The sequence below is a fragment of the Sinomonas cellulolyticus genome (assembly GCF_014656475.1).
Lineage (GTDB): Bacteria > Actinomycetota > Actinomycetes > Actinomycetales > Micrococcaceae > Sinomonas > Sinomonas cellulolyticus.
Window position 1 is genome coordinate 71724 of the sequence record NZ_BNCM01000002.1, and the last position, 12306, is coordinate 84029.

The 12306-nt window shown below is 71.8% G+C and carries 8 protein-coding genes and 1 tRNA gene; 6 read left to right on the forward strand and 3 right to left on the reverse strand.

Translation table 11 applies throughout. The annotated features are described in order from the left end of the window. Window positions 1-60: 60 nt before the first annotated feature. Entirely contained in the window at window positions 61-2022 is a 1962-nt protein-coding gene (locus tag IE231_RS02530) for an FAD/NAD(P)-binding protein (protein ID WP_189692386.1), read from the reverse strand. A gap of 52 nt (window positions 2023-2074) precedes the next feature. Here IE231_RS02530 and IE231_RS02535 point away from each other — a divergent pair, with 52 nt between their 5' ends. Both IE231_RS02535 and IE231_RS02540 read left to right on the forward strand, forming a co-directional pair. Beyond that, entirely contained in the window at window positions 2075-4216 is a 2142-nt protein-coding gene (locus tag IE231_RS02535; protein WP_189692387.1) for a prolyl oligopeptidase family serine peptidase, read from the forward strand. A 72-nt stretch (window positions 4217-4288) separates the two neighbouring features. Further along, window positions 4289-4377: transfer RNA gene (locus tag IE231_RS02540), tRNA-Ser, on the forward strand. Window positions 4378-4507: 130 nt separating this feature from the next. Here the strand turns inward: IE231_RS02540 and IE231_RS02545 are convergent. Together IE231_RS02545 and IE231_RS02550 are read right to left on the reverse strand one after the other, a co-directional pair. Beyond that, a complete protein-coding gene (locus IE231_RS02545) occupies window positions 4508-5476 on the reverse strand; it encodes a hypothetical protein (protein WP_189692388.1) in 969 nt (322 codons plus the stop codon). A gap of 99 nt (window positions 5477-5575) precedes the next feature. Beyond that, window positions 5576-7699, reverse strand: coding sequence for a RecQ family ATP-dependent DNA helicase (locus IE231_RS02550; RefSeq protein WP_229866479.1), 2124 nt, complete (start codon window positions 7697-7699; stop codon window positions 5576-5578). A gap of 204 nt (window positions 7700-7903) precedes the next feature. Between IE231_RS02550 and IE231_RS02555 the strand changes: the two genes are divergently transcribed. The 4 genes from IE231_RS02555 (at window position 7904) to IE231_RS02570 (ending at window position 12167) form a co-directional block, all read left to right on the forward strand. Then, window positions 7904-9616 carry a thiamine pyrophosphate-dependent enzyme gene (locus IE231_RS02555; protein WP_189692390.1) on the forward strand — a complete coding sequence of 571 codons (1713 nt, stop codon included), beginning with the start codon at window positions 7904-7906 and terminating at the stop codon, window positions 9614-9616. Window positions 9617-9746: 130 nt separating this feature from the next. Next, window positions 9747-11186, forward strand: coding sequence for a phosphomannomutase/phosphoglucomutase (locus IE231_RS02560; protein ID WP_189692391.1), 1440 nt, complete (start codon window positions 9747-9749; stop codon window positions 11184-11186). Window positions 11187-11204: 18 nt separating this feature from the next. Next, the gene (locus IE231_RS02565) at window positions 11205-11669 is read left to right on the forward strand and encodes a hypothetical protein (protein ID WP_189692392.1); all 465 of its coding nucleotides are present in this window, start codon (window positions 11205-11207) and stop codon (window positions 11667-11669) included. A gap of 45 nt (window positions 11670-11714) precedes the next feature. After that, window positions 11715-12167, forward strand: coding sequence for an RrF2 family transcriptional regulator (locus IE231_RS02570; RefSeq protein WP_189692393.1), 453 nt, complete (start codon window positions 11715-11717; stop codon window positions 12165-12167). The last annotated feature ends 139 nt before the right edge of the window (window positions 12168-12306 follow it).

A 12306-nucleotide genomic window follows, 5' to 3' on the forward strand; every position in this document is an offset into this window, starting at 1 on the left:
CCTTCCGCACGGAAGGCACCGGCCGTTGCCGTACCCACCGCGGCGGCCGGCCGGCCTAGATCAGGCCCCGGAACCGAGGATGCGCCTCGCGATCGCGTCCGCGTCGCGCAGGGTGCGCTGCCCGCTCGGGTAGGGGGCGCCGTCGTGCGCCTCCCCCGGTGCCGCGAACGGGTGTGCCTCCGCGGCGATGGCCGTGCCCCACTGCACGGCGGAGAGCTGGAGCCCCAGCACGTAGAGCCCCTCGACCGGCTGCCCGTTGACGTCAAGGGCACGGTACGGCGGTGCCGTCACGTCCAGGCCGGATCCCGGCTGGGGTACGCCGTCCGCGCCGGCGAGGAACCGGGGCCGCACGAGGCCGTCCGCGAGGAGGCCCGAGACGAGCGTCGAGTCCGCCCGGGCGATGACATTGGCCGGAGCGAGCGCCTCGACGAACCACCGCGCCCGCACGCCCGGGCCGCCCACCCACGGGGAGGCCGCGGTGAAGGCAGGCCCGTCCGGACCGCCGCGGTCGATCGAGAACCTCGGCTCAGGGCCCACCGTGCTCACCACACCGGCCCGCATGAGGGCGGCCAGCTGCCGGATCCGCTCCGCCGGGGGCCCGCTCGCGAGCCCCTCGACGAGCCCCTCGAACCAGCCGCGCAGGCCGGAGACCCACGACGCCTCAGTGATCCCACCGTCCGCGACGGCCTCCTTGAGCACGGCGCGGCCGCGGTGCAGGGCTGCGATCGCCATCTTGAGGGGGTCGTCCTCGCCGGCCGCGGACCCGGCGGCGTCCTCGTCGAGGTGCTCGAGGACCCGGTGGTCCAGCTCAGCACGGTCGCGGGCGTGCCAGCCTGCGAGCGGCGCGCCGAGCGCGCGGAGGTCGAGCCGCCGCGCCGGCGCGACGCCGCTGCGCACCACCTCCGACGCGCGAGGCTCCCACCCGGCCCCCTCCACGGCGAGCACCGCCGCGAGCCCCTCGAGGAAGCCCGCGGACAGCGCCTCGGGCTCCACGCGGGCCAGCGTCGAGTAGTACGCCCAGAGGGTGTCGCGGTGCAGGAGCGGCCACAGATCCTGGTCGAAGGAGGGCTGGATCCCGGCGCGCTTCGGCGCGAGCGCAGCCTCCCGGGTGAACCAGCGCAGCTGGATGGACGGCGCGTAGTAGGCGTCGAGCTCGGCCTTGCCGCGGTACGGAACGCCGCGGCGGGAGGCCGCGACGATGTGCGGCTCGCGTCCGGACGCGGTGTAGACGAGGCGTCCGTCCGGCCCTTCGGTGAATCGGCCGCCGCGGCCGAGCGTCAAGGCGGCCATGACGTCGAAGAAGTTCAGGCCCATGCCACGGACCAGGACGGTCTCGTGGGCCGGCAGTTGCTCCCAGTCCACGTCCGCCGGCGCGGCCGGCGGCAGGTAGTGCAGGTCCAGGCGCGCGGCGGCGTCGGCGAGGGCGCGCTGCTCGCGGTTCAGCTGGGCGGGCACGTGGCCCAGCGCGAGCACGACGGCGTCCGCCTCCTGGGCGCGGCCGTTCAGGCACGTCACGGCGAACCCGTGCGGCGTGCGGCCCACCCGTCCGACCTCCGCCGAAACGTGCCGCACCGTGGCGCCCGCCGGCGCGGCGGCGACGAGGGAGTCCCACGTCGTGGCCAGATAGCGGCCGTAGAGCGCCCGCGGCGGGAAGTCCCGGGATTCGAGGTCTTTGAGCTCGGCCTGCTCATCGGCGTCCAGGGACGAGGTGCCGGCGTCGATCGCCGAGCGCTGGGCGGCACGCCATTCATCGAAGCTGCTGCCTGCGAGCGGCGGGGCGAGGCCCGGCTCGCTGGGGATGAGCGTCGGGTAGAAGGCTTGGGTGTTCATGAGGAACAGCCGCGGCTGCCCGGTGCGCCAGACCTTCCCGGGACCCGCCGGGTAGGGGTCGTAGACGGTGACTTCCAGCCTCGGCGAGCCCGCGCCGTCGTGCGCGTACACCGCGAGGAGCCGCTCGACGGCCGAGGCGCCCCGGGGGCCGCCTCCGATCACCGCGACCCGCAGCACACCTCGCCGAACCATAGGGCTGAGCTTATCCCGCGCGGTGGAGGCACGAGCGTGCAAGGATAGCGCCATGAGTGCCCCCTCGCCAGAGCCCGCCGCGCCCACGACCATGCTCCCCGAGCGCGCCAAGGAGCCCGTCGATGAGAACCTGTGGCTCGAGGACATCCATGGTGAGGACCAGCTCGCCTGGGTGCGCGAGCAGAACGCGCGCACCGAGGAGCTCCTCGAGAACGGCGACTACCCCGAACTCGAGGCGCGCATCCTCGAGGTGATGGACTCGACGGACCGTATCCCGATGGTGGCCAAGCGCGGGAACTGGTACTACAACTTCTGGCGCGACGCGGAGCACCCCAAGGGGCTATGGCGGCGCACCACGTGGGAGTCCTACGTGACGGACGCGCCGCAGTGGGAGACGGTGCTCGACATCGATGCCCTCGCCGCGGCCGAGGGCACCGAGTGGGTCTGGGGCGGGGCGGGCTTCCTGCGCCCGGCCGACGGCGTCTCATGGCGCCGCTGCATGGTGCGCCTCTCCCCCGACGGAGGCGACGCGGCCGCCGTGCGCGAGTACGACGTCGAGGACCGCCGATTCATCGACCCGGCCGGCGGCGGGTTCGTGCTCCCGCCGGCGAAGGGCGGCGTGGACTGGCTGGACGCGGACACGCTGCTCGTCTCCTCGACACTGGGCGAGGACGCCGTCACCACCTCGAGCTACCCGCGCATCGTCCGGAAGCTTCCCCGAGGGGCCGACCTCGCGGACGCCGAGGTGATCTTCGAGGTCCCGGCGGAGCACATGATGGCCAGCGCCGGCTTCGACGACACCCCCGGCTTCGAGCGGATCATCGCGAGCGACCGCATGAGCTTCTTCGACGCGCAGCACTCTGTGTGGCGGGACGGCGCCTGGGCTCCCATCCCCGTGCCCACCGACGTGGACGTGGACCTGCACCGCGAGTGGATCCTCTTCCGGCCTCAGCGCGACTGGACGCTGGACGGCCCCGACGGGACGGAACGCGTCGTCGCGGGCGGTTCGCTCCTCGCGGCGGACTTCGAGCAGTTCATGGGCGGCTCCCGGGACATCACGGTGCTCTTCGCACCGGACGAGCACACCTCGCTGCAGTCCTGGTCGTGGACGAAGAACCACCTCATGCTCAACCTCCTGCGCGACGTGTCCTCGGAGATCCGCATTCTCACCCCGGACGACGGCGCGTGGTCGCCGTCCGTGCTCGACGCCTGCCCGCCGCTCCACCTCGTCGAGAGCTATGCCGTCGACGACGAGGACCCCGAGGCCGGGGACGACTACTGGCTTGTCGTGACGGGCTTCCTCACCCCGACCACCCTGCTGCGCGGCACCCTCGGCGGGGGCCACGCGGACGTCAAGCGAGCGCCGTCGTTCTTCGACGAGTCCCGGTTCGAGGTGGAGCAGCACTTCGCGGTCTCGCAGGATGGGACGAAGGTGCCGTACTTCCAGATCTCTCCCCGCGGCCTCGAGCTGGACGGCACGGCCCCGACGCAGCTGAGCGGGTACGGCGGGTTCGAGATCGCGAGGACGCCCGCCTACTCGGGCACGGTGGGACGGGCGTGGCTCGAGAAGGGCGGCGTGTACGTCGTCGCGAACATCCGCGGCGGGGGCGAGTACGGGCCTGCCTGGCACCAGGCGGCCCTCAAGGCGAACCGTCACCGGGCCTATGAGGACTTCGCCGCGGTGGCGCAGGACCTCATCCGCCGTGACGTGACCTCGCCGGCGCACCTCGGCTGTTCGGGCGGCTCCAACGGCGGCCTGCTCGTGGGCAACATGCTCGTGCACTACCCCGAGCTGTTCGCGGCCATCTCCTGCGGGGTGCCGCTCCTGGACATGCGCCGCTACACGAAGCTCTCCGCCGGCTACTCGTGGATCGCCGAGTACGGCGACCCGGACAAGCCGGAGGAGTGGGAGTTTATCCGCACGTTCTCGCCGTACCACCTCCTGCGTGACGGCGTGGAGTACCCCGACACGTTCATCTGGACGGCGACCTCCGATGACCGGGTGGGGCCGGTCCAGGCCCGCAAGATGGCGGCCCGCATGGAGGCCATGGGAATCCCGAACGTGTGGTTCCACGAGGCGCTGGAGGGCGGGCACGCAGGTGCCTCCGACAACCGGCAGGCGGCCGCACTGCAGGCCCGCAGCCAGAGCTTCCTCTGGCGGGCACTGACGGGGACGCTCGCCACCGGTGGCTGAACCGGGCCCCTCGAGGCCCGCTTTGCGTTGCCAGCGAGAACTTGGGTACGCTTGTCAGGCTGGCGACAGCAAGGAGACGTGCCAGAGCGGCCGAATGGACTTCACTGCTAATGAAGGGTCCGGGGAAACTTGGACCGGGGGTTCAAATCCCCCCGTCTCCGCCGACTGAAACGAGAGGAACGCCCCCGGATCTGATCCGGGGGCGTTCCTCGTTTCCCGCCCGCGTGAGGGCGCCGCGGCGACGTCAGTGCGCGGATGGCGTCGGCGGACGCGCCGCCGGTCCCGCGCCGGTCAGTGACGGGTCTTGAGCCAGAACACGATTCCCCCGGCGAGGGCGACGGCGATCATGATCCCCCACGCGATCGGGCCGGGAGTGCCGACCGAGGCCTGCACGGCGGGCTGGGGGTCGGCGTGGACGTCTGGTTCGTTCCGTGAGGAACCCGGTGCTCCCGCGGACGACGGGCTGTCGGGAGTGGGGGCGGCCGATGGGCCGCCCGGGATGCCGGGGGGAGACGGAACCGAGGCGGCCGAGCCCGGTCCGGTTCCGGCGGGCGCTGCGGGCTCGGGAGCCGCGAGGCAGGGATCGGCCGTGAAGGTGTGGGTCCAGCGCGAGGGCCCGGTCACGGTGTACCCGGAACGGGCCACGGCCTCCACCGTGACCGTCCCCGTCGCCGCGTTGACGCCCGGGACGAGGACCGATCCGCCCGAGACGTAGTCGACCCCGATGATCCTCGGTACCTGGACCGCGTCGCGGTCCGTGCCGCAGGGGTCCGCGAATCCGGGAGCATCCGCCGCAACCGAGACCGTGCACGCCTGCCGGAGGCTGGTCACTCCCGAACTGGCCAGGGTCGCGCCTGTCGCCGGGTCTTCAGCCGTCGCCGTGTACTCGTGGCCCGTGGAGAGGGACAGCGTCATGGACACGGATCCCGTGAAGGTGCCGGACGTGACCGCCCTCCCCGACTCATCTGTGACGCGGTACTCCAAGGGGGTAGCGGAGCCGGATGCGGCGGAGAGCCGTACGGTGTCGCAGTCCACGCGCTCGAGCGTCACCTGCGCTGTGGGGCTAGGGGCCGCCGCAGCGGCTTTCGCGGACGGCGACGGGCTCGGGGTGCCCGATCCGGTGACACTCGGGGACGCGGTCGAGGCGGTGGCCGGCGCGGAACCCTGGACGAGGAGGGCCGAGAGCACGAGGCCGAGAGCGCCGACGAGAACGGCGAGGATCGCCACGTGTCGGGCGGTCGGCGGGGCCAAGCGGCTCACGAGGGCCCTTCCTGGGTTCTTGGGCGATGGTCTGTACCACCCTACCGAAACGTGACCATTCCGTGATCATTTCTTGACGTGCGCCGCGTCACGTTGGAGTCACCCCGCCTGCGCGAGGCTGAGCGGCAGGACGGCTCCGGCCCCATGCTGGCGCAGCATCCGACCCGCCACTGTGACCGTCCACCGGGTGTCGACGAGGTCGTCGACCAGCAGAATGGGCTGACCCGCCACGCCGGCGAGCGCAGAGCGGAGGTCCGGGCCGACGTCGAATGCGCTCCACACCCCAGCGAGCCGGAAGGCGCTGTTGCCGCCCCCCTGCCCGGCCCGGGCGGAGGCCGTCCGCTCCAGGGCACCGAGGTACGGCAGCCGCCCCACCTGCGCGATGCCGCGCGCGAGCGAGTCGACAAGCTGCGGTCTGGTCGCCGAGGGGACGCTCACGACGGCGGCGGGGCGCCCCACGCCGCTCCACGCACCGGCGGCCGCGTCGCCACGGGCCCATGCCGAGAGCAGCTCGACACAGGCGCGGGCGAGCGCCGGGGGAACCTGCGCGTCCGGGGCACCGACGGCGAAGAGCTCGCGCAGGGGGCCGCCGTAGCCGAGGTCGGTGAGGCGAGCCAGCGCCCGGCCCTCGGCAAGCTGCTCGTCGGCGGCAATCCTGCCCTTCACGGGAACGCCCAGCTTGTCCATGCCGGAGGGCCACTGGGCGCGGGGCTCGATCGGTACGCCGGCGTGGCGGAGTTGGCTGCCGGCCCTGTCGAGCAGGCCGGGATCCACGCTGTCAGGGAACCACCGGCCCGCGCAGTTGTCGCACCGACCGCAGGGTGCGGCGGTCTCGTCGTCGAGGACGCTCGTGATGTACTCCATGCGGCATCCGGCCGTCTCCTCGTACACCACCATCGAATCCTGCTCGGCCACACGGGCCTCGCCGATGCGGGCATACCGCTCGGCGTCGTACTCCCAGGGCTGGCCCGTGGCCTGCCAGCCGCCCCCCACCCGCTCCACCGCGCCATCCACCGCGAGGACCTTGAGGAGGAGCTCGAGCTGGGTGCGGCGCAGTTCGACGAGGGCCTCGAGGGCCACCGTGGACAGCGGTCGCCCCGACTCCTGGAGCGCGGCGATGACCGCCTGCGCCTTGCCCTCGTCGGGCATCGAGGCGGTGGCGAAGTACCGCCAGATGTCGCGGTCCTCGGGCCCGGGCAGGAGCAGCACGTCGGCGTTGGCGGCGCCGCGCCCGGCGCGGCCCACCTGCTGGTAGTACGCGACAGGGCTCGACGGGGCCCCGAGATGCACGACGAATCCGAGGTCCGGCTTGTCGAAGCCCATGCCGAGGGCGCTCGTGGCGACGAGCGCCTTGACCTCGTTGTCCTTCAGGAGCTGCTCTGCCCGCTCCCTGTCCTCGGTATCCGTCTTCCCGGTGTACGCCAGAACGCGGTGGCCGGCCTCCGAGAGGATCCTGGCGGTGTCCTCCGCAGCGGAGACGGTCAGGGTGTAGATGATCCCGCTGCCCGGCAGGTCCTCGAGGTGGGCGAGGAGCCACGCGAGGCGATGCCCGGCATCGGGCAGGCGCAGGACGCCGAGGCGCAGCGACTCCCGGCCGAGGGACCCACGGAGGGTGAGCACGCCCGCGCCGAGCTGCTCCTCGATGTCCCGGACCACGCGGGCATTGGCGGTCGCGGTGGTGGCCAGGACGGGAACGGACTCGGGCAGCTCACCGATGAGCGCGGCGATGCGGCGGTAGTCCGGACGGAAGTCGTGGCCCCAGTCCGAGATGCAGTGCGCTTCGTCGACCACGAGGAGCCCGGTCCGGGCAAGCAGCTCGGGCAGGTGCTGCTCGCGGAAACCCGGGTTGGTGAGGCGCTCGGGCGAGATGAGCACCACATCCGCCGTGTCGGCCTCCAGAGCGGCGTGCACCTCGTCCCACTCGAGCCGGTTGGCGGAGTTGATCGCGACGGCGCGCACACCGGCCCGCGCCGCCGCGGCCACCTGGTCCCGCATGAGGGCGAGGAGCGGGGAGACGATGAGCGTTGGCCCCGCCCCGCGGGCCCGCAAAAGCAGGGATGCGACGAAGTAGACGGCCGACTTGCCCCATCCCGTGCGCTGGACCACGAGCGCGCGCCGATGGCTCGCAACGAGGGCCTCGATGGCCTCGAACTGGCCCGGGTGGAAGGCCGCATCCTCGCGGCCGACCAGCGTGCGCAGGACGGCGAGCGCTTCGGCCCGCAGTCCCCCCTGCGCGTCCGGCTCGGGGCCGCGACCGGCGTCGTGCTCCGCGTCACGATCCGTCACATTTTCCGCTGAATGGATGTTTTCCCTCGTCGTCCCGGCCATGCGTCAAGTATGGCGGTGACCTCTGACACTCTTCGCTGACCGCGGGTCCTGCCGACCGTTACCGTGGTGATATCTCAGTGCCAAGAGAAGGAACGTGACATGACGGCAACGGTGCCGCCCCTGACTGATGCCCAGACCCCTGCCGCGCAACAGGCCTCCGGCCAGACCGCGGCGCAGCCGGCGCGCAAGAGTGCCGGCCACGTGATCGTCGACTCGCTCGCCGCCCACGGCGTGAAGCGGACCTACGTGGTCCCCGGCGAGTCGTACCTGGACGTTCTGGACGGGCTCTACCGGTCCGACATCGAGACCATCGTGTGCCGGCACGAGGGCGGCGCCGCCTACATGGCCGAGGCCGACGGCAAGATGAACCAGCTCCCCGGCATCGCCATGGTCACCCGCGGTCCCGGCGCCGCGAACGCCCATGTCGGCCTGCACACCGCATGGCAGGACTCGACGCCGCTCGTGCTCTTCGTGGGCCTCATCCCGTTCGCCCACCGCGGGCGCGAGGCGTTCCAGGAGTTCGACATCAAGTCCTGGTTCGACACCGGGGCAAAGCGCGTCATGGTGCTCGACGCCGCTGAACGCGCCTCCGAGGTCGTGGCCGAGGCCATGTTCTCCGCCATGAGCGGGCGCCCCGGGCCCGTCGTCGTAGGCCTGCCCGAGGACGTCATCCGCGAGGAGATCGACGCGACGCTGCACCCGGTCATCCCCGTGGCCCCCGGAGGCATGACGGTCAACGACTGGAAGGCCCTCAAGTCCGCGCTCGGCGAGGCCGAGAAGCCCCTGTTCGTGGTGGGCGGCAACGACTGGACCCAAGAGGGCGCCACGACGCTGACCAACTGGCTCGAGGACCACCACCTCCCGGCCGCGGCCGAGTGGCGCTGCGAGGGCACCATCCCCTTCGACTCGCCCTCCTACGTGGGCCCGATCGGCTATGGCCGCCCCAAGCCCACGTACAACCTGCTCGAGGAGACGGACCTCCTCGTGTTCGTCGGCACCGTCCCGGGCGACGTCATCACCGACGGCTACCTCGCCCGCCAGGACTGGTCCAAGAAGAACTTCCTCGTCACGATCGACCCGTCCCTGCGCGGCCGTTCGGGCCCCGTCACCCACCAGATCGTCGCGAAGCCGGACGTGTTCGTCCGCGACCTCGCCCTCATGAACCTGCCCGTGCGCGAAGAGTGGAAGGCCTGGACCGAGCGCATGCGCGGCGAGCAGGAGAAGTTCTCCACACCGCCGTCGGCGACCCCGTCCGAGGGCCAGGCGCGCATGGACACGCTCATGGCCAACCTCGTGGCGTCGCTGCCCGAGGACGCCATGGTGACCCTCGGCGCCGGCGAGCACACCAACTGGGCGCACCGCTACTTCCCCACCCAGCGCTACGGCTCGATGATCTCGGCACGCAACGGCTCGATGGGCTACTCCGTGCCGTCGGCCATCGCGGCCTCGCTCGCGTACCCGGGCCGCCGGGTCGTGACCATCGCCGGCGACGGCGAGTTCCTCATGAACGGCCAGGAGCTCGCCACCGCCGCGCAGTATGGCGCCACTCCGCTGGTGGTCGTCATGGACAACCAGGAGTACGGCACCATCCGCTCCCATCAGGAGCGCCAGTACCCCGAGCGCATCTCGGGCACCCAGCTGAAGAACCCCGACTTCGCCCTCATGGCACAGGCGTTCGGCGGGTTCGGCATCCGGGTCGAGAAGGATGCGGACGTCCCCGCAGCCCTCGAGGCCGCCCTCCGGGCGATCGACGAGGACAAGACGTTCGCGCTGATCCACCTCATCGTCGAGCAGCGCGTCAAGGCCTACTGACCTCCGGTCACTGCCCGCACGACGGCGCGTCCCCCACTGCGCGGGGACGCGCCGTCGTGCGTTCAAGGGAGCCCACTGGGTCCGCCGGCCTCGCCGAGAACTGTCGGAGGCGCCCCAGTAGAATCACCCCGTGACCAGCAACGCGAAAGCCCCAGAAGCCACCGGCCGAACCGCCCCCGATCTCTCCGCCTCGTTCAAGGCGTACGACGTGCGCGGGATCGTCGGGCAGACCATCGACGCGACGATCGTCGAGGCCGTCGGGGCCGCGTTCGTGGACGTCCTGGGCCTGGGCGGCCAGCGAGTGCTCGTGGGCGGGGACATGCGCCCCTCCTCCCCCGACTTCATCGACGCCTTCGCGAAGGGCGCGGCGGCCCGCGGAGCAGACGTCGAAACACTGGGCCTGATCTCGACCGACGAGCTCTACTACGCATGCGGCGCGCTCGACGCCGCGGGTGCCACGTTCACCGCGAGCCACAACCCGGCCCAGTACAACGGCATCAAGATGGCCAAGGCCGGTGCCCAGCCCGTCTCGTCCGAGACGGGCCTGAAGGAGATCCAGGCCGCGGCGGAGGCGTACCTCGCGGCCGGCTCCGTGGCCGCGGTGGAGCAGCCCGGCACCGTGGGCACCCGGGACGTCCTCGCGGACTACGCCGCCTACCTCCGCCGGCTCGTGGACCTCTCGGCGATCCGGCCGCTCAAGGTGGTCGTGGACGCCGGGAACGGCATGGCCGGCATGACCACCCCGGCAGTCCTCGGCGACCAGCTCCTGCCGGGGCTTCCACTGGACATCGTCCCGCTGTACTTCGAGCTCGACGGCACGTTCCCGAACCACCCCGCCAACCCCCTCGAGCCGGAGAACCTGCGCGACCTGCAGAAGGCGGTCGTGGAGCACGGGGCGGACATCGGCCTCGCGTTCGACGGCGACGCGGACCGCTGCTTCGTCATCGACGAGAAGGGCGAGCCGGTCTCGCCCTCGGCCATCACCGCCCTCGTGGCACGCCGCGAGATCGCCCGCGCCAAGGCGTCCGGCGAATCCGAGCCGGTGGTCATCCACAACCTCATCACCTCCCGCGCCGTCCCGGAACTCGTCCAGCACGACGGCGGCCGGCCGGTCCGCACCCGGGTGGGCCACTCCTTCATCAAGGCCGTCATGGCGGAGGAGGGCGCGGTGTTCGGCGGCGAGCACTCGGCGCACTACTACTTCCGCGACTTCTGGAACGCGGACACCGGAATGCTCGCCGCCATGCATGTCCTCGCGGCCCTCGGCGGCCAGGATGCCCCGCTCTCCGAGCTCGGCGCCGAGTATGAGCCCTACGTCTCCTCGGGCGAGATCAACTCGGAGATCGATGACAAGGCGGCCGCGGTGGCCCGCGTGCGCGAGGAGTACGAGGGCGACGACGTGGCGATCGACGAGCTCGACGGCACCACGTTCTCTGCAGCGGACGGCACCTGGTGGTTCAACCTGCGCCCGTCCAACACCGAGCCGTTCCTCCGGTTCAACGGAGAGGCCCGGGACCGCGAGACCCTCGAGTCGCTGCGGGATACCGTCCTCGCGATCGTACGGGCCTAGGCGCGGAGCCGGCAGCCCATGAGCACGGACCGCGAGGTTCCCGAGGAGACGCAGCAGGCCCAGCTCCGCGAGGTGCTGGGCACTGCGCTCGGCCTCGCCCAGGAGCACCTCGAGCAGAACGGCGGCTTCCTCCCCTTCGGAGTCACGCTGGACCACGAGGGTGAGCTCCGCCTCGTGATGGTCACCCCGCCGGAGCCGGGGGACGACGGCGAGCTCGACGCCGAGTCGATGATGGCCGACGTCCTGGGGCTCCTGCGTCAAGGCCGCGACGGATACCAGGCGGTGGCGTTCGCCTCGGACGTGTACCTGCCCGAACACCCCTCCTCCACGGGCAGTCTGGGCACCGACGGGATCCACGGCGCGGCGGAGCATTCCGGCGGCGCGGTGATGGCCGCCGTCGTGCCCTACGAGCTCACGGTCGAGGGCTATGCGTTCGGCCCCCTCGAGGCGGACGGGCACGAGGCGTCGGTCTTCGCGCCCTGAGTCTCCGGACAGGCCCGCTCGAAGTGAGAGCGTAGAATATACGCCATGCGCATGACGGCTTTTGAGGATGTCAGTCTGCGCGCGCTCATGCTGCTGGCGGCCAACGACACCGGCCAGCCGCTGCCGACCCGGACGATCGCGGACGGCGTCGGGACCCCGTACAACCACGTGAGCAAGGCTGTCCTCAAGCTCCGGGAGCTCGGATACGTGGAGGCCACGCGCGGGCGCGCGGGCGGCGTGCAGCTGAGCGAGACAGGCCGGAAGGCTACAGTGGGCGGCGTCCTGCGCTCCCTCGACACCCGCGCGGACCTCGTCGATTGCGAGTCGCCCAACGGCGACTGCCCCCTCAATCACGACTGCGGGCTCCGCGGCGCGCTCCGCCGCGCCCGTGAGGCCTTCTACCGGGAGCTCGACGGCGTGGCTGTCGCCTCGCTGCCCACGCAGCGACAGATGGGTCCCGTCCTCGTGCAGATCGGGCTCCGGCCGCCCGGCGCCTGAGCCCGACACCCCTCGTCGTGCCTGCGGGCGCCGTCATCGTGCCTGCCGGCACCGTCGTCATGCCTGCCGGCGCCATCATGCAGCGCGAGCCAACACCCCCATCATGACGCCGCGTGACTATCGTCACAGGTCATGAAAT

What these genes read in the sequence shown, in the direction of transcription:
- IE231_RS02530 (WP_189692386.1), bottom strand. Translation starts at nt 2,022, where the DNA reads ATGGTTCGGCGAGGTGTGCTGCGGGTCGCGGTGATCGGAGGCGGCCCC.
- IE231_RS02535 (WP_189692387.1), top strand. Translation starts at nt 2,075, where the DNA reads ATGAGTGCCCCCTCGCCAGAGCCCGCCGCGCCCACGACCATGCTCCCC.
- IE231_RS02555 (WP_189692390.1), top strand. Translation starts at nt 7,904, where the DNA reads ATGACGGCAACGGTGCCGCCCCTGACTGATGCCCAGACCCCTGCCGCG.
- IE231_RS02565 (WP_189692392.1), top strand. Translation starts at nt 11,205, where the DNA reads ATGAGCACGGACCGCGAGGTTCCCGAGGAGACGCAGCAGGCCCAGCTC.
- IE231_RS02570 (WP_189692393.1), top strand. Translation starts at nt 11,715, where the DNA reads ATGCGCATGACGGCTTTTGAGGATGTCAGTCTGCGCGCGCTCATGCTG.